Source organism: Xenorhabdus szentirmaii DSM 16338 (assembly GCF_002632585.1).
In the GTDB taxonomy this organism is placed as follows: Bacteria; Pseudomonadota; Gammaproteobacteria; order Enterobacterales; family Enterobacteriaceae; genus Xenorhabdus; species Xenorhabdus szentirmaii.
Map to the genome: position 1 here is coordinate 320,264 of NZ_NIBV01000002.1, position 22,749 is coordinate 343,012.

General features: G+C 43.7%; 14 protein-coding genes, 6 tRNA genes and 1 pseudogene. 4 read left to right on the forward strand and 17 right to left on the reverse strand.

Going from position 1 to position 22,749, the window contains the following annotated elements:
* Nucleotides 1-49: 49 nt before the first annotated feature.
* A complete protein-coding gene (gene miaB / locus Xsze_RS11380) occupies nt 50-1,480 on the reverse strand; it encodes a tRNA (N6-isopentenyl adenosine(37)-C2)-methylthiotransferase MiaB (protein ID WP_038238801.1) in 1,431 nt (476 codons plus the stop codon).
* A gap of 203 nt (nt 1,481-1,683) precedes the next feature.
* Between miaB and ubiF the strand changes: the two genes are divergently transcribed.
* Entirely contained in the window at nt 1,684-2,871 is a 1,188-nt protein-coding gene (gene ubiF, locus Xsze_RS11385) for a 3-demethoxyubiquinol 3-hydroxylase (protein WP_038238804.1), read from the forward strand.
* 78 nt (nt 2,872-2,949) lie between these two features.
* Here ubiF and Xsze_RS22735 read toward each other — a convergent pair.
* The 10 genes and pseudogenes from Xsze_RS22735 to nagB form a co-directional block, all read right to left on the reverse strand.
* Nucleotides 2,950-3,311: pseudogene (locus Xsze_RS22735) on the reverse strand (helix-turn-helix domain-containing protein).
* Nucleotides 3,312-3,627: 316 nt separating this feature from the next.
* Nucleotides 3,628-3,702: transfer RNA gene (locus Xsze_RS11405), tRNA-Gln, on the reverse strand.
* Nucleotides 3,703-3,716: 14 nt separating this feature from the next.
* Nucleotides 3,717-3,793 (reverse strand) — tRNA-Met (locus tag Xsze_RS11410).
* A 34-nt stretch (nt 3,794-3,827) separates the two neighbouring features.
* Nucleotides 3,828-3,902: transfer RNA gene (locus Xsze_RS11415), tRNA-Gln, on the reverse strand.
* An 82-nt stretch (nt 3,903-3,984) separates the two neighbouring features.
* Nucleotides 3,985-4,059: transfer RNA gene (locus Xsze_RS11420), tRNA-Gln, on the reverse strand.
* A 69-nt stretch (nt 4,060-4,128) separates the two neighbouring features.
* Nucleotides 4,129-4,213 (reverse strand) — tRNA-Leu (locus Xsze_RS11425).
* Between the two features lie 5 nt (nt 4,214-4,218).
* A tRNA-Met gene (locus Xsze_RS11430) sits at nt 4,219-4,295 on the reverse strand.
* A gap of 155 nt (nt 4,296-4,450) precedes the next feature.
* On the reverse strand, nt 4,451-5,674 hold the full coding sequence (nagC, locus tag Xsze_RS11435) for a DNA-binding transcriptional regulator NagC (RefSeq protein ID WP_038239066.1): 1,224 nt from the start codon (nt 5,672-5,674) through the stop codon (nt 4,451-4,453).
* A 12-nt stretch (nt 5,675-5,686) separates the two neighbouring features.
* The gene (gene nagA / locus Xsze_RS11440; RefSeq protein ID WP_038239064.1) at nt 5,687-6,844 is read right to left on the reverse strand and encodes an N-acetylglucosamine-6-phosphate deacetylase; all 1,158 of its coding nucleotides are present in this window, start codon (nt 6,842-6,844) and stop codon (nt 5,687-5,689) included.
* A gap of 92 nt (nt 6,845-6,936) precedes the next feature.
* Nucleotides 6,937-7,743, reverse strand: coding sequence for a glucosamine-6-phosphate deaminase (gene nagB / locus Xsze_RS11445; RefSeq protein WP_038239062.1), 807 nt, complete (start codon nt 7,741-7,743; stop codon nt 6,937-6,939).
* Between the two features lie 399 nt (nt 7,744-8,142).
* Between nagB and nagE the strand changes: the two genes are divergently transcribed.
* The 3 genes from nagE (at nt 8,143) to Xsze_RS11460 (ending at nt 15,578) form a co-directional block, all read left to right on the forward strand.
* A complete protein-coding gene (gene nagE / locus Xsze_RS11450) occupies nt 8,143-10,170 on the forward strand; it encodes an N-acetylglucosamine-specific PTS transporter subunit IIBC (protein WP_038239060.1) in 2,028 nt (675 codons plus the stop codon).
* Between the two features lie 184 nt (nt 10,171-10,354).
* On the forward strand, nt 10,355-12,022 hold the full coding sequence (gene glnS / locus Xsze_RS11455; protein WP_038239057.1) for a glutamine--tRNA ligase: 1,668 nt from the start codon (nt 10,355-10,357) through the stop codon (nt 12,020-12,022).
* Nucleotides 12,023-12,863: 841 nt separating this feature from the next.
* Nucleotides 12,864-15,578, forward strand: coding sequence for a beta-N-acetylhexosaminidase (locus Xsze_RS11460; protein WP_038239054.1), 2,715 nt, complete (start codon nt 12,864-12,866; stop codon nt 15,576-15,578).
* A gap of 112 nt (nt 15,579-15,690) precedes the next feature.
* On the opposite strand, the gene fur is transcribed toward Xsze_RS11460, so the two are convergent.
* The 6 genes from fur to Xsze_RS11490 all read right to left on the reverse strand — a co-directional run bounded on the left by fur (nt 15,691) and on the right by Xsze_RS11490 (nt 22,387).
* Complete coding sequence (fur, locus tag Xsze_RS11465; protein ID WP_038239051.1) at nt 15,691-16,140, reverse strand: ferric iron uptake transcriptional regulator; 450 nt, start codon at nt 16,138-16,140, stop codon at nt 15,691-15,693.
* Between the two features lie 298 nt (nt 16,141-16,438).
* A complete protein-coding gene (fldA, locus tag Xsze_RS11470; protein WP_038239048.1) occupies nt 16,439-16,972 on the reverse strand; it encodes a flavodoxin FldA in 534 nt (177 codons plus the stop codon).
* Nucleotides 16,973-17,146: 174 nt separating this feature from the next.
* On the reverse strand, nt 17,147-17,437 hold the full coding sequence (gene ybfE, locus Xsze_RS11475; protein WP_038239082.1) for a LexA regulated protein: 291 nt from the start codon (nt 17,435-17,437) through the stop codon (nt 17,147-17,149).
* 67 nt (nt 17,438-17,504) lie between these two features.
* The gene (locus Xsze_RS11480) at nt 17,505-18,134 is read right to left on the reverse strand and encodes a TetR/AcrR family transcriptional regulator (protein ID WP_051462423.1); all 630 of its coding nucleotides are present in this window, start codon (nt 18,132-18,134) and stop codon (nt 17,505-17,507) included.
* 19 nt (nt 18,135-18,153) lie between these two features.
* Nucleotides 18,154-21,279, reverse strand: a complete 3,126-nt coding sequence (locus Xsze_RS11485) for an efflux RND transporter permease subunit (protein ID WP_038239045.1) — start codon at nt 21,277-21,279, stop codon at nt 18,154-18,156.
* A gap of 1 nt (nt 21,280) precedes the next feature.
* Nucleotides 21,281-22,387: an efflux RND transporter periplasmic adaptor subunit gene (locus Xsze_RS11490; protein ID WP_084616266.1), complete on the reverse strand. Its 1,107-nt coding sequence runs from the start codon at nt 22,385-22,387 to the stop codon at nt 21,281-21,283.
* Nucleotides 22,388-22,749: the final 362 nt, after the last annotated feature.

The following is a 22,749-nucleotide window of genomic DNA, read 5'->3' on the forward strand; positions in this document are numbered from 1 at the left end:
GTTATTTTTGGATTTATTTGTGTCACTGATTATCTCTATGTTGGGGCGATTACGGCTGGTAAAAGCCGACGCCGATTTCATCTTCCTTACGAGTACGAGCAATGACTGATTCAGGGGATTCATGAACACGTAAATCCATTTCATCTTCAGTTCGAATGACTTTACCACGCAGGGAGTTGGTGTATACGTCAACAATTTCAACATCAACAAATTTACCAATCATATCAGGCGCCCCTTCAAAGTTAACCACCCGGTTATTTTCAGTGCGGCCGGAAAGCTCCATGATATTTTTGCGGGACGGGCCTTCAACGAGAATGCGCTGTGTGCTGCCAAGCATTGCACGGCTGAAACTCATGGCTTGCTGATTAATACGCTGTTGTAGTAAGTATAGACGCTGTTTCTTCTCTTCTTCACTCACATCATCAGGTAAATCAGCTGCGGGGGTTCCCGGACGCGCTGAATAGATAAAGCTGAAACTCATGTCGAAGTTAACATCGGCAATCAATTTCATGGTTTTTTCGAAATCATCCTGTGTTTCACCCGGGAATCCGATGATAAAGTCAGAGCTTATCAGGATATCCGGGCGAGCTTTGCGTAAACGACGAATGATGCCTTTATATTCGAGAGCGGTATGAGCACGCTTCATCAGGGTCAGAATGCGGTCAGAACCACTCTGGACGGGCAGATGCAGGAAGCTCACCAATTCCGGAGTGTCTTCGTAAACGGCGATAATGTCGTCAGTAAACTCAATGGGATGGCTGGTGGTGAAGCGAATGCGGTCAATGCCATCAATGGCGGCGACTAAACGCAACAGCTCTGCAAATGTGCAGATATCCCCATCAAATGTTGCACCACGATAAGCATTAACGTTTTGTCCAAGCAGGTTAACTTCGCGTACCCCTTGTGCAGCAAGCTGGGCAATTTCAAACAGAATATCATCGCAAGGGCGGCTGACTTCTTCTCCACGGGTATAAGGCACTACACAGAATGTGCAGTACTTATTGCAGCCTTCCATGATAGATACAAAAGCGCTTGGGCCTTCAGCGCGAGGTTCGGGCAGACGGTCAAATTTCTCGATTTCCGGGAAGCTGATATCAACAATCGGACTGCGGGTGCCTTTGACGTGATTAATCATTTCAGGCAAGCGATGCAGGGTTTGTGGCCCGAAGATGATATCGACGCTAGGTGCGCGCTGGCGAATGAAATCCCCTTCTTGAGACGCGACACAGCCACCTACGCCAATAACAATTTCAGGATTTTTATCTTTCAGATTTTTCCAGCGGCCCAGCTGATGAAAGACTTTTTCCTGCGCTTTTTCACGGATTGAACAAGTATTCAGGAGTAAGATATCTGCTTCTTCGGCGACATCGGTTAACTGATAACCGTGAGTGGTTTCCAGCAGGTCGGCCATCTTGGATGAATCGTATTCATTCATCTGACAGCCCCAGGTTTTGATGTACAGTTTTTTTATCGTCGACATTTTTTGTATCCGGTGTTTCCAGTGGAATGATGCTTCAACACTGAAAAGCGCAAAGTATTGCACATAGTGTATTTAGCATAATATTGTTGGCTATTGTAGTCATTTGAGGCACCAGTGACCAGACTGTAACACCGGATATTCTCAGCCGGAAAGGGAAAATTCCGGTACACTATTTTAATCAATAAGTTAATGGCGTGATGAGTATGAATAATCCACAACAAAAATTCGATATCGTTGTCGTGGGAGCGGGCATGATTGGTGCCGCGACAGCACTGGGATTGGCTCAGGAAGGTTGGCGTGTTGCGTTGTTGGAGCATCAGCCACCAGCGCCTTACGATGCGGTGAATGAACCCGATGTTCGTGTCTCTGCGATTAGCTGTGCTTCTGTGGATTTACTGAAACAATTGGGAGCATGGAAAAATGTATTGCGGATGCGCTGTGCTCCTTACCGAAAATTAGAAACATGGGAACAGCACGATTCTAATGTCATTTTCGATGCCAAAAATTTGGGGCTGCCAGAGCTGGGCTACATGGTGGAAAACCGGATTTTGCAATTGGCATTGTGGCAGGAGTTTGAACATTATCCCAATTTAACCCTGTTTTGCCCTTCCGCACTGAAATCGATGCAGCGTTCTGATGATCAAAAATCCTGGTTGGTAACCTTGGCGGATGGGACGGAAATCAATAGCCGTTTAATCATTGGCGCAGATGGCGCCCGTTCTCAGGTTCGTCAATTGGCAGGCATTGGCAGCAAAGGATGGCAATATCGGCAGTCCTGTATGTTGATAACGGTCAAAACTGAGCAGCCTCAACAAGATACAACATGGCAGCAATTTTTTCCTTCCGGCCCGAGAGCTTTCCTGCCGCTGTTTGAACAATGGGCGTCATTGGTCTGGTACGATTCTCCAGCCCGTATCCGCCAATTGCAGTCGATGACAATGGCACAGCTTGAGCGGGAGATTTTTCAGGCATTTCCTGCCCGTTTGGGTAAAGTCACTCCGGTTGCAGCAGGTTCGTTTCCTCTGGTTCGTCATCATGCCAGCCGTTATGTTCAGGAAGGCCTCGTTTTGTTGGGCGATGCCGCCCACACCATCAATCCATTGGCAGGGCAAGGAGTGAATTTGGGATATCGGGATGTTGATACTCTGCTCAAAGTACTGACCGATGCTAAAGAATTGTTGGAAGAGTGGGATTCTCTGGCGGTTTTACAGCGTTATCAGCGCCGTCGGATGCCGGATAATTTAGTGATGCAGGCAGGGATGGATCTTTTCCATACTGCGTTCAGCCATGATTTACCGGGATTGAAAACAGTGCGCAATCTGGCATTGATGGCGGCACAGCGATCTGGTGCGATGAAAAATATTGTATTGAAATACGCATTGGGATTGTGATTGATTCTCTTTTATCGCCAAGAAATCATGTTACTTATAAATGGCTAAAACATAATTTAGGTTTGAAATAATCAGCCCTTATGGGGCTGATTTTGTTAGTTTTATAAGAATATTTGCAGGAATTCCAAACATATTGTGCAGATTTCGGATCATAGGTAGAGTCAGATTGCGCTTGCGATTGAGAATTTCATAAACACGATTGGATTTACCAATGGCGGGTTCCAAATCTTTAACTGTTAATCCTGATTGCTCCATTTTGTATTTAATCGCTTCAATAGGATCGGGGGATCAATTGGATCATGTTCCGCCTCATAAGCTTCTATTAGCAGCACCATGATTTCCATATAATCAAATTCAGAAATTCCAATTTCAGGTTGATTATCAAACAATAGCGCAATTAACGCATTTTGATAATTTTGCTCTGTTCTAATGGGTTTAATGGTTGTTCTGCCTCAGGATGCTTTTCCCAAAATGCTTTTAATGATGCAACGGATATTATTTTTATCAATCCACGCTAGTCCCGGAATGGGACTTATGCAAGTAATAGTATAATTTTCAAACCATCACATTTAATTAACGATATCTTGCATACTATCTGGCAGCCATTTTATAAGCGGGAATTGCTGTACTTGATGGTGATTAAGAAGTCTGGGAAATTGGGATAGTGCTATCAATAATGGGGTTATTTTGATTGGTAATAGAAAACAAAAAAGCCACCTTTGGTGACCTTATTCATCTTCCATTTATCTAAAACGTTGGCTGGGGTACCAGGATTCGAACCTGGGAATGCCGGAATCAGAATCCGGTGCCTTACCGCTTGGCGATACCCCAACTGAGTTTGTAAATGGTGGCTACGACGGGAATCGAACCTGTGACCCCAGCATTATGAGTGCTGTGCTCTAACCAGCTGAGCTACGTAGCCATTTACATAAAAACGTTGAAAACCTTCAGTAAGATGGCTGGGGTACCAGGATTCGAACCTGGGAATGCCAGGATCAAAACCTGGTGCCTTACCGCTTGGCGATACCCCAACTGAATGTTATCAATGCAACCTTGTTACTCTTAGAATATGAGTTTAACTCTTTTTTGTTTTATGTGGTTGTCTCAGTTAAATGGCTGGGGTACCTGGATTCGAACCAGGGTATGCCAGGATCAAAACCTGGTGCCTTACCGCTTGGCGATACCCCACCTGAAACAACATACTAAAACTTAAAACAGCGACTTGAACATATTCTAAGTACAACCCGATAAAGAAAATGGTGCGGGAGGCGAGACTTGAACTCGCACACCTTGCGGCGCCAGAACCTAAATCTGGTGCGTCTACCAATTTCGCCACTCCCGCAAAGATGGTGGCTACGACGGGAATCGAACCTGTGACCCCAGCATTATGAGTGCTGTGCTCTAACCAGCTGAGCTACGTAGCCATCTTTTTTCGCTTTGCCTTCATCGGCGGTGCGGGGCGAATTATGCGTATATCAGACAGATGCGTCAATACCTTTTTTAAAGAAATATGCATAAAAGTATTTGTTTGCATGTCCTGTAATCACTTTGCTGGCAAAGTCAGCAAAGTGAGGTGAAATCATCCACCCAGAAGATGTTGCAGCAGTACACCATTCAGCATGGCACGTTTTGTTAGTGCAAAAGCGCCAATTGCAGAACAATGGTTCAGCTCTGAAACAACAACAGGGAGCTCTTCACGGAATTCCTTGAGCGCCTGCGTATTGATGCAACTCTGAATTGCAGGAATCAACACTTTTTCAGCTTCTGTGATTTCGCCTGCAATGACGACTTTCTGGGGATTAAATAAGTTAATCGCGATAGAAATCGCTTTGCCAAGGTAATAGCCGACTTGCTTGATGACTTCAGTTGCCAGTGGATCACCTGTGTTGGCAGCCAGGCAAATGGCGTGAATGTTGCAGTTATTCAGGGCAAGCTGACTGGGAAAACCTTGGCGGAGCTGATGTTGCACTCTGGCTTCTATGGCGGAATTGGATGCGATGGTTTCCAGACAGCCAAAATTACCGCAATGGCAACGTTCACCCAGAGGCTCAATTTGGATATGACCTATTTCACCTAAATAGCCCCGCTTGTTAAGCAGGATATTGTTGTTGATGATGACTCCCGCCCCTGTGCCCCGATGAATACGGACCAGAATGGAATCTTCGCAGTCCCGGGTTGCCCCGAAATAATTTTCAGCCAGTGCAAGGCCGCGAATGTCGTGCCCAATAAAGCAGAAAGTTTTGAAACGATCTCTGAGATTTTTAACCAGCGGCCAGTTTTCCACTTTGATATGTGGCATATAGAGGACAATACCTTCATCAGGATCAACCAAACCGGGAAGGATGACTGAAATGGCAACCAATTCACGGATTCGGCGTTGATTTTTATCGATGAAATTTTCAATGGAGGCAATAATTCTTCTCTCCACATCGGATTGGGTATTTTCCGGAATAGGGTAGTGTTCCTCTACCAATACCTTTCCGCTCATATCGAAGAGTGCGACCGTGGCATCATGTCGGCCAAGCCGGATACCAATGGTATGGAACCGGCTGTTTTCGGTAATGATGGAAATGGCACGCCTGCCGCCGGTAGAAGCCTGATGTTCAACTTCTTTTATCAGGCCACGTTCCAGTAACTGACGAGTAATTTTAGTCACGCTGGCAGGAGCAAGCTGGCTTTCTTCTGCAATTTGGATGCGTGATATTGGCCCATGCTGATCAATTAGCCGGTAGACCACGGCCCCATTAAGCTGTTTGACGAGATCAATATTTCCAATTTGCTTCTGTGCGCTTTCATTGCTCATCAGTTTTTATACTCACGATAGTTTAACTTCATTCCCGTTCACAATGGTTTTGCTTATTTTGAAATCGTGAGTAAACGCCGTCAAATTCGCGACCTTGCCGGATTCAATGGTGCCGAGGTGTTTATCAACACCGATTGCCCGAGCAGGGTAAAGCGTTACCATCCGCAACGTTTCATCCAAAGCAATACCAACATGTTCAACACTATTTTTGACACAATCAATCATGGTGATCGATGAACCGCTCAGTGTTCCGTTTTCATCTATACATAAGCCGTTTCGATAATATATTGTTTTATTGGCAAAGGTAAATTGCTCCATGGCATCGGGCGCCAATCCGGCAGGTAAAATCGCATCAGTGACTAATATCAGTTTTTCATTCTTTAATTTCTTGGAGTTGCGAATATTTGGCCACGATACATGCAACCCGTCACAGATAATACCTGCATAGACATCAGGTGAGTCGTAAATCGCACTGACCAATCCTGGTTGGCGACCGGAAATAGAAGGCATCGCATTATACAGATGAGTGGAGAAAGTAATGCCTTTCCGGAAACCATGGCGGGCTTCTTCATAAGTGGCATTGGAATGCCCTGCGGAAACAATAATGCCGGCTTCAACTAATTGTTGAATATATTTGTGTCCCACTATTTCAGGTGCAAGCGTGATCTTGGTAATGACATCAGCATTAAGGCACAGATAATTAACCATTTCAGGTGTTGGCTTACGGATGTAGGCTGGATTGTGAGTTCCTTTTTTGATGGGGCTGATATAAGGCCCTTCAAGATGCAGCCCCAATGCCTGGTTGGCATTTTTTTTCAGGTAGGCCCCCATCACTTCGATGGCTTTTATCATCAACTCATCGGGGCTGGTAATGAGGGTTGGTAAAAAGCTGGTACAGCCGTAACGCTGATTGGTTTCCTGCATTGCATGCAGCGTTTCTTCGGTAATATCTTCCAACCGCTCATTAAATTGGGCACCGCCACAACCATTGACTTGCAGGTCAATAAATCCGGGAGCGAGATTCGCGCCGTGTAAATCGTGTTTTTCAATCTGCTCAGGTAATTCATTTGTCGGACAAACTTGTTTAATGAAACCACCCTCAATGATAACCGCATGGTTATCAAGCCTGTCATATCCGGTATAAATAATACCATTGGTTAATGCATACATATTGGTTTCCTGACTTGTATCCCCGTTGTCTTTCAAGCTACCGTGTGTTATCGCATGGCTGGTTGTATCTTGAAATCCAACGGGTATAACTATTAACTGGCGAATTCATTGATAATATCGACTTCCAACTGATGGAAATACTTAACGGTTTTTACCTTCAGATCCATTGTCGCAGGCTCGTCACAGACAATAAGTGATTTAGGGTGCATTTGTAGGCAACTGACAGTCCACATATGATTGATATTGCCTTCTATTGCGGCCTGTAACGCTTGTGCCTTATTCATTCCTGTCGCCAGGATCATAATTTCTTCGGCATCCATTAAGGTTCCTACTCCGACAGTCAGTGCATATTTTGGAACTTGTTCAACATCGTTATTGAAAAATCGAGAATTGGCTGTTCGGGTTTCAATGGTCAGTGTTTTGATGCGTGTACGTGAGGAAAGCGAAGAAGCCGGCTCATTGAAGGCAATATGCCCGTCATTGCCTACACCTCCCATAAATAAGTGGATTTTGCCATAGGCTTTGATCTTATTTTCGTAACGCCGGCACTCAGCATCAGTATCTGTCACATTTCCGTTTAACAAATTGATATTTTCTTTGCAGATATCAATATGGTTAAAGAAATTTTGGTGCATAAAGAAATGATAGCTTTGGGGATGATCTTCAGGCAAGCCAATATATTCATCCATATTAAAGGTCACAACATGTTTGAAGCTCACTTTTCCGGCTTGATACAGAGCGATCAGTTCTTTGTAAGTTGCCAATGGTGTGCTGCCGGTGGGTAACCCAAGCACGAAAGGGCGTTCGGCAGTTGGCTTAAATTCATTGATTCTGCTTACTATATGATGTGCGGCCCATCGGCCCACATCACCCGCTGTCGTTAGGGGGATCAACCTCATGATTACCTCTTAAAAATGGTTCATTAATTTTATCAGCCCCATACACGATAAGCATGATACCTGAGATATCAATACCCTATGTGATAGGTGTGATAGCGGCAAGGTAAAACCACGCATCATACCTGTCGTGGTCGGGTAATTCCTCACATAACCCGTCAAAGATATTTTTAATAGTAAAATAAGTTTGGCGTTCAGGCTACATTTTTGATTGAAAAAATACCAATTCTGGTGATTTCAATCACATATCAGAAGTATTTAATTTGCGATGAAAAATAATTTTTTTAGACTAAAAATGTTCTAACGAAAAATAAGTATATCCGGTGAATTTCAAAAGAATGGCGCTATTGCGTCATTAATTAACTAAAAGACTCCATAAACGGAGCTTCAAAGGGGGCGTAAGTGAATATTCTAAGCTACTTACAACGGATTGGTCGGGCATTGATGGTGCCTGTAGCAACATTGCCCGCAGCGGCAATATTGGTTGGTGTAGGTTATTGGATAGATCCGACGGGTTGGGGGGCTGATAACGCGTTGGCGGCATTTCTGATAACGTCAGGTAATGCCATTTTGGACAATATGGGAATGCTGTTTGCGGTGGGCATCGCCTATGGCATGTCGAAAGATAAGGATGGTGCTGCTGCCCTGGCGGGCTTAATCGGGTTTATTGTTGTGATGACACTGTGTTCTCCGGCAGCGGTATCAATGATCAAATCGATTCCGATTGAAGAAGTACCCAAGGCATTTAGCAAGATCAATAACCAATTTATTGGAATCTTGGTTGGTGTACTGTCTGCTGAACTATACAACCGTTACAGTAACGTCGAATTGCCACAGGCTCTGGCTTTCTTCAGCGGTCGCCGTTTAGTTCCCATCCTGAACTCTTTCTTGATGATTATCATTTCTTTCATCCTGATGTTTGTCTGGCCGATCGTCTACGGTTGGCTGGTGGCATTCGGTGAAAGCATCATGGGGTTTGGGTCAACAGGTGCAGGTCTTTACGCTTTCTTTAACCGCCTATTGATACCCGTTGGTTTGCATCATGCTTTGAACTCCGTATTCTGGTTTGATGTTGCTGGTATTAATGATATTCCCAATTTTCTTGGGGGACAGAAGTCCATTGAAGCAGGAACTGCGGTTCTGGGAATGACCGGTCGCTATCAGGCAGGTTTCTTCCCTATCATGATGTTTGGCTTACCTGGTGCAGCATTGGCGATTTATCACTGCGCCCGCCCTGAAAATAAAGCTAAAGTTGCCGGTCTGATGATGGCTGGTGCATTTGCTGCATTTTTTACAGGGGTAACCGAGCCGCTGGAATTCTCTTTCATGTTTGTTGCACCCTTACTTTATGTGCTGCATGCCATTATGACGGGAATTTCAGTATATATCGCAGCGGCAATGCATTGGATTGCCGGCTTTGGGTTTAGTGCAGGGTTTGTTGATATGTTGCTTTCCTCACGCAACCCGCTGGCGGTTCACTGGTACATGCTGATCCCGCAAGGTCTGGTGTTCTTCTGCCTTTACTATGTCGTATTCCGCTTCACTATCAGAAAATTTAACCTGATGACACCGGGGCGCGAAATATCAGCCACCCCTCCGACCGGCACAAATGATTTTATGGCGGAAAAAGAACGTTCACCCGAGAACAACATTCAGAAAGAGGCATATCAGTATATTGCCTCAGTCGGGGGATCAGATAATCTGACGAACATTGATTCATGCATCACACGCTTACGTTTATCCGTGCACGATTCCGGTTTGATCAATGACAAATTGGTAAAACATCTTGGTGCTGCTGGTGTTATTCGCTTGAATAAACAGAGTGTCCAAATCATTGTCGGTACTCGGGCAGAGTTGGTTGCCATGGCAATGAAAGACATATTGGCGGAAGAGCATGTTGCGGCAGCAACAGAAACAGCACAGCCTGAGGAAAAAGTTCAGGTAAAAAAAGAGAGTCAGGAAAAAAGTGAGTCTGTTCTAACGTTAGTTGCTCCTCTAACAGGCGAACTGATCAAATTGGAAGATGTTCCTGATGAAGCTTTTTCCAGTAAATTAGTTGGAGATGGCATTGCAATAAGGCCGACATCCGATACGGTTTTCTCACCCGTTTCAGGTACGGTGGTAAAAGTTTTTGATACCAACCATGCAGTTTGCATTGAATCAGATAACGGCGTCGAAGTTATTGTTCATATAGGTATTGATACCGTTTCATTAAATGGAAAGGGCTTTGAACGTCTGATTGAGGAGGGAATGAAGGTAAAAGCAGGAGAACCAATATTGAAATTGGATCTTGATTACCTGAACGCTCATGCGAAATCAACAATAAGCCCGATCGTAATCAGTAATATTGACGATTATTCGGCTGTGATCATCATGGCCCAGGGAGAGGTGATTGCAAAAGAATCAAACTTATTTCAGGTACTGGAATAAGTTACCATTCATCAAATAGGTTTATTTTATAGCGGGAAGCATGTTGTCTTCCCGCTTTTTTTCGCTTTAACGTACTAACTTTACCTATTCCGCTATTTCCCATTAACTAAGTGTTGTTTCTCAGTGCCGCTTGTTAGATTATAAGGGGTTATATTGAAGCGCTTTTTGCATTGAGGAAAAAACGATGAGTGAGGCAGATGCCCGCCCGACAAACTTTATTCGTCAGATTATTGATGAAGACTTGGCAACTGGTAAACATACATCCGTACATACCCGTTTCCCGCCTGAACCTAACGGCTATCTGCATATCGGCCATGCTAAATCGATATGCCTGAATTTCGGCATCGCTCAAGACTATCAGGGACAATGCAACCTACGTTTTGACGATACAAACCCGGTTAAAGAAGATATTGAATACGTTGAATCCATCCAGAATGACGTCAAATGGCTGGGGTTCGAATGGAGTGGCAATATCCGTTATTCTTCTGACTATTTCGATACGTTGTATCAATACGCCATTGAACTCATCAACAAAGGATTGGCATATGTTGATGAATTGAGTGCAGAAGAGATCCGTGAATATCGCGGTACGCTGAAAGCACCGGGTAAAAACAGCCCGTATCGCGATCGCAGCGTAGAAGAAAACTTGGCCCTGTTCGAAAAAATGCGTGCTGGTGGATTTGAGGAAGGCAAAGCGTGTCTGCGTGCCAAAATTGACATGGCATCCTCGTTTATTGTCATGCGTGACCCGGTGATTTACCGCATTAAATTTGCTGAGCATCACCAGTCAGGCAATAAATGGTGCATCTACCCGATGTACGATTTTACGCACTGCATTTCCGATGCATTGGAAGGGATCACCCATTCTCTCTGTACGCTGGAGTTTCAGGATAACCGTCGTTTGTACGATTGGGTATTGGATAACATCACCATTGATTGCCATCCGCGCCAGTACGAGTTTTCTCGCCTGAACCTGGAATATACGGTGATGTCAAAGCGCAAGCTGAACCAATTGGTGACAGAAAACATCGTTGATGGTTGGGATGATCCGCGCATGCTCACCATTTCTGGTTTACGCCGCCGTGGTTATACAGCTGCTTCTATCCGTGAATTCTGCCGCCGCATTGGTGTTACGAAGCAAGACAATAACGTCGAAATGGCATCATTGGAATCCTGTATCCGTGATGATCTGAATGAAAATGCACCGCGTGCGATGGCGGTTCTTGATCCGGTGAAACTGGTGATTGAGAACATGCCGGAAGGTGAAGTTATCCTGACAATGCCTAACCATCCGAATAAGCCGGAAATGGGCAGCCGTGAAGTGCCATTCAGCCGTGAGTTGTATATTGATCGTGCTGATTTCCGTGAAGAAGCGAACCGTCAATATAAGCGTCTGGTATTGGGTAAAGAAGTGCGTTTGCGTAATGCATATGTGATTCAGGCAAATCGCGTTGAAAAAGATGCGGATGGCAATATCACTGTCATTTATTGTCAATACGACGAGCAAACACTGAACAAAGATCCGGCTGATGGCCGCAAGGTTAAGGGTGTTATTCATTGGGTAAGTGCAACGCACGGTATCCCAGCGGAATTCTATCTGTATGACCGTCTGTTCAGCGTAGCAAATCCGGGCGCAGAAGATGACTTCCTGTCTACCATTAACCCTGAATCACTGACAGTGCGTAAAGGGTTTGTGGAGCCGGGATTGGCGAATGCACGTACGGAAGAGAACTATCAGTTTGAACGAGAAGGTTATTTCTGTGCTGATTGCCGTCTTTCAAGTACTGAACGTTTGGTATTTAACCGGACTGTTGGCTTGCGTGACACATGGGCAAAAATTTCTCAAGGCTAATTCAGGGATCATCGCATTCAGGTGAATTAGCTTAAATAAAAAAAGCGTGATTATTTTCACGCTTAACCGACTGACAAACCCCGTTGGAAATAACGGGGTTTTTTGTTTTTATCATTAGTCATCATATTTATTACCCCTTGCCATTTTATTGCAGCTTAAAACGCTTTCTCACCACAGGAAAATATACTATGGCCCATACACAATTGACCTATATATAATTGACCGAAATAGAAAGATACCCGAGAAAGAGAGACAGATGAGAATACGAATGGATTAATCAAGGGGTTATTTCCTGAAAGAAACCGATTTTAATCAGGTATCAGAACTGGAATTAAATCTCGAGGCAAACTGATTAAATAAATGCCCTCAAAAAAATAGGTTAAAAAATGCCGAGTGAATTATTCAATGTTTACTTTGTTCATAACGGTGCTGTACTTATTATGTTAATGAAAAAAGTGAAATTAGATTGACTTATAGTGAGGCAGTATATTATTTGAAAAGTATTGAGTTATTTTGTGGGATGTCATGTCGATAAATAAAAATATAAAACGGGCAGAGGTTATTAAATAACAATTAAATTATTTTCTTTCTTAAATGATTTCCATTTGATGGATATATTTCAATCAAAGCCAAATGACGAACAAAACAGTGCTTTTTGGTAATCGAAAGCGTGATTATTTTCACGCTTTTTTGATGTTTAAAAGTATTGTAATGAAAATTAACTCCTTCAATTAAGATTAAAAATTGCCTTATAGTCACATATTGTGTAGGGTTATTGCCTATTCAGGTCTGTACAATATTTACCCAGTGGAAAGAATGATAAATTCGGACGAGGTAATTCATGAAAACCGTTAAATTCTGTACCTTGGCAGCCTTCATCACGGCAGTTGGATTTATGGGAAGTACTCATGCAGAAATGTCATCCGCAGCACCATTACAGATGTCATCGCAACAAGTCGTGGATTCATTGAGCCAGTTAAAGGTCAATTTCAGAGTCCTTGATAATCAGGCAGGTGCACATGGTACTGATTGCGCCATTTTAGGTGCAGACTCAGCGGCTTGTAATCGGGTTATTATTACGCTGAGTAATGGTGATCAGGCCATTGTTTCTTCTGATTGGGAAATTTATTTTCACAGTATCCGTCAAATCCTGAAACTCGAACATGATCAATACAAAATCACGCATGTTACCGGTGACTTGCATAAATTAACCCCTACCGAGAAATTCAAGGGAATCAAAGCCAACGAAAAGGTTATCCTGCCCATTATTGGGGAGTATTGGCAAATTTATGAGACAGATTTTATGCCGCGCTGGTATGCGGCGTCCGGCAATGCAATCCCGAAGATACTGAACAATACAGGTACCGAAGATATCAGCCAATTCTTATCCGAGCTGAATGGCGATCTATGGAAGCGCATAACAGCTGATAACAATGTATTGATGACACCTGAAAATCGTTTTGTAAAAAATCAACAGGTGACAGAAATTGCCCGGGATCAATTACGTGGGCAAATTATTCCCACACCCAAAGAATTAACGGTTCATTCACAGGATGTGGATTTATCCCGTGGGGTAAAACTGGAATTGGGGGGATTGAGTGAAGCTTCAATTAAGCTCATCAGGGCACGTTTTACTGATCAAAACATCCCATTAACGGATAGTGGATATCAGATTGCGACGCAAATCAATGCCAATAAATTCACGGGGCAGTGGCGGGTAAACGGTGCGTATTCATTGGATATTACTACCAAGGGAGCACAAATTATCGCATTTGATCAATCCGGTGTATTTTATGGATTGCAATCCCTGCTGGCTTTATTGCCGGCTGATGGCATGCCCAAAATTGCGACATTAACTGCAAAAGATGCCCCAAGGTTTGAATATCGGGGAGTATTTCTTGATGTGGGACGTAATTTTCACAGCAAAGAAGCCGTGTTGCGTTTGCTTGATCAAATGTCCAATTATAAATTGAATAAATTTCACTTCCATTTGAGTGACGATGAAGGCTGGCGCCTGGAAATTCCCGGCTTACCGGAATTGACTGAAATCGGGAGTCAGCGCTGCCATGACCTGAGTGAAACACGGTGTTTATTGCCACAGTTAGGCTCAGGGCCATATCACAATAACATGGGCAGTGGTTATTTCAGCCGTCAGGATTACATTGATATCTTGCATTATGCCAAAGCCCGCCAGATAGAGGTGATCCCTGAAATTGATATACCCGCTCATGCTCGTGCTGCGGTGGTATCCATGGAAGCGCGTTATAACAATCTTATGGCGCAAGGAAAAAAGGAAGAAGCCGGCGAATACCGTTTGCTTGATCCGACTGATACCTCAAATACAACATCAGTGCAGTTTTACGATCGCCACAGTTACCTTAACCCCTGTATAGACTCTTCCAGACGATTTATTGATAAAGTCATCGGTGAGGTTGTTGCCATGCACAAAGAAGCGAAAATGCCGTTGAATACATGGCATTTTGGCGGAGATGAGGCGAAAAATATCCGTTTGGGAGCAGGCTATCAGGACAAAGATGGGCCAATTGTGCCGGATAAGGGGATCATCAATCAAAAAATTGAAGACAAGCCATGGGCTAAATCTCAAGCCTGTCAGAAGATGATAACGCAGGGCGTGATTAAAGATGTTGATGAGCTTGCCAGCTACTTTGCCATTGAAGTCAGTAAAATTGTTGATTCACACGGCATAGAGACAATGCAGGCATGGCAGGATGGGTTGAAACATGCCAAGTCAGCAAAAGACTTTGCCACTAAACATGTTGCGGTGAATTTCTGGGATACCCTTTATTGGGGAGGGTATGAATCTGTGAACGATTGGGCCAATAAAGGTTACCGGGTCGTCGTTTCCAGTCCGGATTATATCTATCTTGATATGCCGTATGAAGTTAATCCAAAAGAGCGGGGCTATTATTGGGCAACCCGATTTAATGATGAAGCGAAAATCTTCAGTTTCGCCCCGAATAATATGCCCCAAAATGCCGAAACCTCCGTTGATCGCGATGGAAATTACTTCAATACCCACAGCAATAAGCATTGGCCGGGAGCTTATGGGATTTCAGGGCAATCATGGAGTGAGACGGTACGCACGGATGAACAGATGGAATATATGATTTACCCTCGTTTACTGCCTTTGGCTGAACGTGCATGGCATCAGGCGAGCTGGGAGCTGAATTACCAGCAGGGCAGGGAATATAAAGGTGGAATAACGCATTATGTTGATATGAATGTACTTAATCGTGATTGGGAGCGCTTTGCCAATCTGATCGGGCAATATGAATTGGCTAAACTGGATAAAGCCAACATTTCATACCGTCTTCCCGTGCCGGGGGGCAGAGTGGTTGAGGGAATGTTTGAGGCCAATATTGCCTTGCCCGGTGTTGCTATCCAATATTCATTGGATGAGGGTAAAACATGGCAAGTTTATAATGATCGGCTAAGACCTCACGTCAGTAAAAATGCAAGCGGTGGAAGTGTAAAAATACGGTCTGTCAGCAGTGATGGTAAGCGTTTTAGTCGAATAGAAGAAGTGAAATTCTAACGGTGATAATTAAATGAACTGCCGATTAGATGAGCTAATCGGCAGTAGTTAAATTAAGTCAATTCGAAGATAAGAGAAAAATAACGTTAACTATCTCTTACCATACCTGTTTTCATGAATGCTCATCATGAAGTGAGTTATCTTCGCGGCAGTCACCTGAAGCGCAATGACCATATAAATAAAGGCTATGGTTTGAAAGCTTAATCCCATAGCGTTTAGCGATATCTCTCTGGCGCTCTTCAATGAAATCATCACTGAATTCAATAACTTTACCGCAGTCGAGACAAATCAGATGGTCATGGTGGTGCTGCTGAGTGAGTTCAAAAACCGATTTACCGCCTTCAAAATTATGGCGAGTGACAATGCCGGCATCATCGAACTGGTTCAGTACGCGATAAACAGTGGCGAGGCCAATCTCTTCACCGATATCAATCAGCTTCTTGTAGAGATCCTCCGCACTGACATGATGGCATTCTGGGTCCTGTAGCACTTCCAAAATTTTCAAGCGCGGAAGTGTTACTTTAAGTCCAGCATTTTTCAATGCTTTATTGTTGTCGGTCATGCGGATTCAGTCCTGTAACTTGGGTTGAGTGAACTTATGATACTTGGGGGTATCGTGAGGGAATCATAGTTCTGTTTCACGTTGTTGATTATAGGCATGGATATCCAAAATGAAAACCATGCCAATCCCGATATCATGACACATTATGCAAGAATATACTCAATAGATCTCAAATTGTGATGTGTTGACAAAAAATTGAGCACGGGTGCCCAAGGTATAAAGGGAAACAAACTTAGCCAACAAAACAGCAAATTGAAAAATGGAGATGACTATCTTGCATTGAAGGGAAGCAATGTCCTTATGCGTCCAAAATTTCAGACAGGCTCATTTCAGCCGTGATCTGCTGTACCCAAGTATCAACTCTTTCATCGGTCAATTCGGGTTGACGATCTTCATCAATGGCCAGACCAATAAAGTGGTTATCGTCGGCCATCCCCTTAGAGGCTTCAAAATGATATCCTTCGGTTGGCCAGTGACCGACGATAATCGCGCCATGAGGTTCAATAATATCGCGAATGGTGCCCATGGCATCACAGAAGTACTCTGCGTAATCTTCTTGATCGCCACAACCGAACAGAGCAACCAGTTTCCCTTCAAAATTAACTTCTTCCAGTGTCGGGAAAAAATCATCCCAATCACACTGCGCTTCGCCGTAATACCAGGTTGGAATGCCAAGCAGCAGAATATCGAAGGCTTCAATGTCTTCCTTGCTGCTTTTGGCAATATCGTGGACTTCAGCAACATCAGCACCGCCCAATTTTTCCTGGATCATCTTGGCGATGTTTTCTGTGTTGCCGGTATCGCTGCCAAAGAATATACCTATTATTGCCATAAAATGGGTTAACCTCTTGTTTTATATGTGTACAAAATCCATACACATCACGCTGAAATCAGCTAGAAAAATGTCAGATTTAATAAAATGAAAAGCGTTATTTTGACCAAACATTGATGACAAATCTGTCAAATTTGTGTGGTGATGACGTTTCATTGCTGTTGTATAAAGCCGTTAATCGGCAAGGTGATTTTGCTCTGCCAGTTGGGCCAGCAGCATTTGTTCAATCAGCTCACTGCGACTGATATTGCGCTGCTTTGCCAGGAGATTCAGTGCATCGACGGCCTCTTCGTTGAGCTTAAGTTCTACTCGACGCAGTCCTTTAACTTTATCTCGTCGCAACTGGTTGCGTTTATTTATCCTAAGCTGCTCATCTCTGGACAGCGGGTTTGTTTTCGGTCGCCCAGGCCGGCGTTCATCTGCGAACAAATCCAGAGTGGTGCGATCAGTTTGTTCTTTTGCCATAAATTCAATGTAAAGGGCGCATACCAACAATATAGCGGGCAATAATACCTTAGCTGGGCGAGAGTCGCTACTGCTTGATGGGGGAGATTGTTGGAATCGGCATGGGTGGCGTAAACACTTTTCGTATCATACAGGTAAGAAAACCAAAATCATCAACCCATTTAAAATCAGTACCCAGCCCTTTTCTGCCGATTGAGCCATCAATGGTTGTCAATAACCAAAATGTGGCCTGCTCGGCATTTATCTGCTTGTCGATTTCTCCGTTTTCAATCCCTTTATGGATTAATGACGTTAAATGATGCCTGATTTTCTTATCACTCCTGACAAGAATGTCATTAACCGCAGGATTGCGGCTGGCTTCAGCAATAATTTCAATGCCAAGACGTGCATAATCAGGATCATTATAGAGATGAAGCAATGCAGTGATTATTTTTTCTATGGTTGTAATGGTGGAGCTTTCATCATCCGCACAGGCGGAAAAAATCTTGTCATAGTCATGGCTTTCTTCTTCTGCAATAGCTTCAATGATGGCATTTTTAGTGGGGTAATAATGAAACAGATTACCGGGGCTCATGCCGGCTGCCTTACAAATTTCAGCCGTCGACGTTGCATGAAACCCCTTTTCGATAAAACAGGAGATGGCGGCATCAAGAATATGCTTGCGTTTGGCCTTCTGTTTTTCCGTCAGTTTTTTCACTGAGTGTGTCCTCTTTTTGTCAGCGATAATCGAGATCGTCTTTTGTTACCGATGACAACTTTTTGAGATAGGGCATAAGACAATTTTTCAAATCATCCATGTAACTATAAACAACAGGTACAAATAATAAACTCAATAATGTTGAACTTAATAAGCCGCCAATAACTGCAATTGCCATTGGCGCCCGAAAACTGGCTTCTGCCCCGCTGGTGAGGACCAGCGGGATCATGCCGGCAATCATGGCGATTGTTGTCATAATAATCGGTCTGACACGCTCTCTGCCCGCCTGAATAATGGCGTCATGCCGTGACATACCGGAGCGCGCTCTTTCGAGGATAAATTCAACTAATAAGATAGAGTTCTTGGTGACAATGCCCATCAGCATTAATAGGCCAATGATAACGGGCATGTCAATCGCGGCATTGTAGAGAAGCAAAGCGATGATCGCACCTCCAATGGCAAAGGGCAGGGCAATTAAAATGGTCAGTGGTTGCAAAAAGTCCTTGAACAGGATGATCAGAATGGCAAGCACCATCAAAACACTGAGAAGCATGGTGGAGGAAAAACGCTCAAACATTTCATCCATGTATTCCACATCACCATAGACAATTCTTGTCACTTCCGGTGGCAAATTCGTCAGTGAGGGCAACTCATTGATGCGTTCTAATGCAGTCCCGATTTCAATGCCATGGAGATCCGCCTCAATAACGGCCTTGCGTTGCCTGGAAATACGCTCGATTTTGTCCGGACCAGAAGCAAAAGAGATATCAGCGACAGATTTGATAGGCACATTGATGCCGGAAGTACTGTTCACGTAGAGGTTATTCAAGACGGTCAGGTTATCTCTGTCCTCTTTAGACAATAAGACACGAATGGGAATTTGCCTGTCCGGTAAATTAAATTTAGAGACATTGGCATCCCCCGCGCCAATGGTTGCTATTCTGATGACTGAACCAATGTTGTCAGTGGTGACACCGGCTCTGGCAGCTTCGGCAATATTGGGGGTGATAATGACTTCACGCCGTGGCAAGGGCTGTAAGATCTGGATGTTTGCCAGACCATTAATCCCCATCATTTCCCGGCGTAGTTGACTTACCGTCTGAGAGAGTATTTCAGGATTATCACTGGCCAACACAATTGATACATCTCTGCTACCTTCATTATTGCCTACATTATACCGGATATCCGGGATTTCATTTAATATCGGGGTCAATGATTGTTCAAACTCCCTTTGTGACAATCGACGTTCATTGACGGGAACTAAATTAATCATAATAGTGCTTTTATTTTGGCTGGTTTCGCCGGATGAATCATCTGCACCGGCAATGGAAAAAATATCGACAATTTCAGGGCGGTTTTTCAACTTCTCAATAATTCGTTGCAAAATTTCATCACTTTGCGCAGCCTGTGTTCCCGGTGGCGCTTCCACTTCGATGTTGGCAATACTGACATCGGATTTAGGCAAGAAACTGGATGGCAATAAATCAACCAGAATCAATGATCCCAAAAGAAATACAGCGGCAAGCGCTAATGCAGTCTTGCGGAATTTTAATGTTTTATCCAAGACAGAAAGATATTTTTTGATCCATTCAGGGGGTTCAGTTTCTTCTGCTTTGTTCTCTTTTTCAGCCGACTGTGCCTCAGATGATAGTTTGGGTGATGATTTTCTGGGTAGCAGCAGGTAAGCGGACATCAGGGGCGTGACCAGTCTGGCAACCAGTAACGAAGATAATACGGCTGTGGATACCGTAATGCCGAACGGAACAAAATATTTGCCGACGAATCCACCGACAAAACTGACAGGCAAGAAAACAGCAACAATCGTCACCGTAATTGCGATAATGGCAAACCCAATGGCATTTGATGCTTTAATCGCAGCAATGTAAGGCCTTTCACCCCGTTCAATATATTTTTCGATATTCTCGATTTCGACGATGGCATCATCCACCAAAATGCCAATCACCAAAGTTAGCGCCAGCAGCGTAATGCTATTTAATGTGTGATCAAATAAATGCAGGACAATAAATGTTGGCAGTATAGATAATGGTAAAGCGACGGCGGCAATCAGCGTCGCCCGCCAGTTTTTCAGGAAGAAAAACACCACAATGACCGTTAATGCCGCCCCTTCTATCAATGTTTGCATGGTCAGGTTAAAACCTGATACGGTATATTTTACGTTTGATGTCACCAGCTTGATATTGATATCCGGATTATGCTGACCAATATTGTTCAATTCTTGTGTAACACCTTTTTCTACTACGGTATCACTGGAGCCTTTTGCACGGTATACCGCGAAACCAACAACCTGTTCGCCATTTAAACGGGCAATCGTGATTGTCTCTTTATGGGAATCACTGATAGTTGCAATATCACCCAAGGTGACCCAATCATTTTTATCCAAGGGCAGTTTTAATTGACGCAGATAATCCACTTCATTCTTCGAACCTAATATGCGGATAGTGTGATTTTGCCCGGCAAAAGTCATATTTCCGCCAGGAATATTGACGTTATTCTGAAGCAATAAATGGTTAATATCGGTAATGCTGAGTTTCAATGCCGCCATTTTTACGGGATCAGGTTCAACCAAAATTTCCCGGCTTGTACCGCCCAGGCGGGTTATCTTCTGAACGCCTGTAACCGTTAGCAATTTTTTGCTTAAGGTATCATCCACAAACCACGATAACTCGGTCAGGCTTTTATTTTTTGACTGGACGGTATAATTCAGAATTGCGCCGCCTTCGACATCAACCCGGCTGATTAGGGGTTCTTCTATTGTTTGGGGTAATTCAGCCCGGATTTGGGTAATTTGTTCACGGATATCATTAACGGCAACGTTAGGGTCTATGTTCAGATTGAACTCAACGATTGTCATAGAGACGCCATCGCTGATGGTTGAGTTAATGTGCCTGATCCCGGGCAATCCTGAAATAGCGCGTTCTACTGGTTGGGTAACGGCATTTTCCATTTCAGAAGGAGAAGAACCATTTTGTGTGACAGTGACAGTCACAATTGGAAAATTAATCACAGGGTTAGCATTGATGGGTAATTGAAAGAAAGAAAATAATCCTGCGATAGTCAGAGTGAGAAAAATAACAATCGTCGGGATTGGCTTCCTGATCGCCCATTCAGATAACTGGAATTTCATCTTATTTTTCCTGTGATGTCATAGAAACAGTGTCCATTTCCTGTAGGAATGGCGAAGCAGAAACAATGACTTTATCTTTTGATGATAATCCTGACTTTATTTCAATCCAGTTATCAAACACCTGTCCGGTGACAACCTGTTTTTTCTCGACAACATTATCCTTACCCACAATAAAGACGCTCGCGGTATTTTTATCAGACATATTGGCAGCACTATAAGGAATGGCATTGATTGTTTCGGGTTTAAATTGAAATAGGGCAGAGCCGAAATCGCCCAGCTTGATATCTTTGGGAACATTTTCAAGGGAAACCCTGATTTTTCCTATTTGAGTTATGGGATCAATTTTGGGGGAAATGTACCTCACTTTGCCGGAGATTTTCTCTCCCTCAGTCAGGGAGACAATCGTAGCAGAGCCGGGCGTTATCTGTTTTAAATGAGAAACATAGGCTTCAGCGGAAAATTCATATTGGTTATTTTCAATTAACTTAAACAAGAAGTTGGTATCAGTCATCATGCCGCTTATGGCGACACGTTCACTGATAATCCCGTCTGTTGGTGCAATGATGGTGGTTTTGGCTCGTTGCGTTTTTTCTTCGGCCAATTGTGCCTGTAACTGTCGGTATTCTGCTTTTGCGGCATTTAAGGCAGATGATGATGAATTTGCCTCCATGATGAACTTGTCGAATTCACTGGCAGAAATGACGCCGGTAGCATTCAGCGATTTTGCTCGCTTAAGCTCAGACTGGGCCTGATTATTCATGGCCTCATTTTGTTGAATCAAAGCCCGGGCTTTCTCCAGCTCCGCTTGTGCTCTTTTGACTTTCTCATCCTGAATCGGCGTTTCCAGCGTCGCCAAAACCTGCCCCTGTTTGACATGATCGCCTTCTTCAACCAAAACACTGGTAATGACAAGCTGGGTAAGTGCAGGGGTTATCGCAATTTCATTTTTGGCAACCACAGATCCCAGAATTTTAATAGAAGGAGCAAATGGTACTGCCTGCATCGTTGTGGTGGAAACACGCATTTGCTCCTGAGGGGGCTTGGCATGGGCATGAAAAATGAACATGGAAAAACAAAAGCCAAGAAGAAAGGGGAGATTTCTTGCCATTGATCGTCCTTACAGATGGTTACTTAAGCGAGAAGTCTATTTCTAGACAGATTAGTCTATCTATTATTTGTGTGCAATAAAATTTGATGGTTGCAACAAGGCGTAATAAGGAACAGATCATAAATCGTTTTAGGCAAAAGCATGTGCCAGTTTTTTTGAGGAGGGGGGATTAATTGGTATTAAATACTTTTGTTAGTGATACCTTTCTCCGTTTAACACCTGCAATTTCTTTGTCGGCTTCCTGCCCGGATTTCCATTGCATAACTGAAATAAAAAACGACCCCTTATTGTTGGCAGATGCAATAAAGGGGCCGTTTTTTTAACTTTTATATCATGGTATTGAGCTGATAATAGTATCCGGA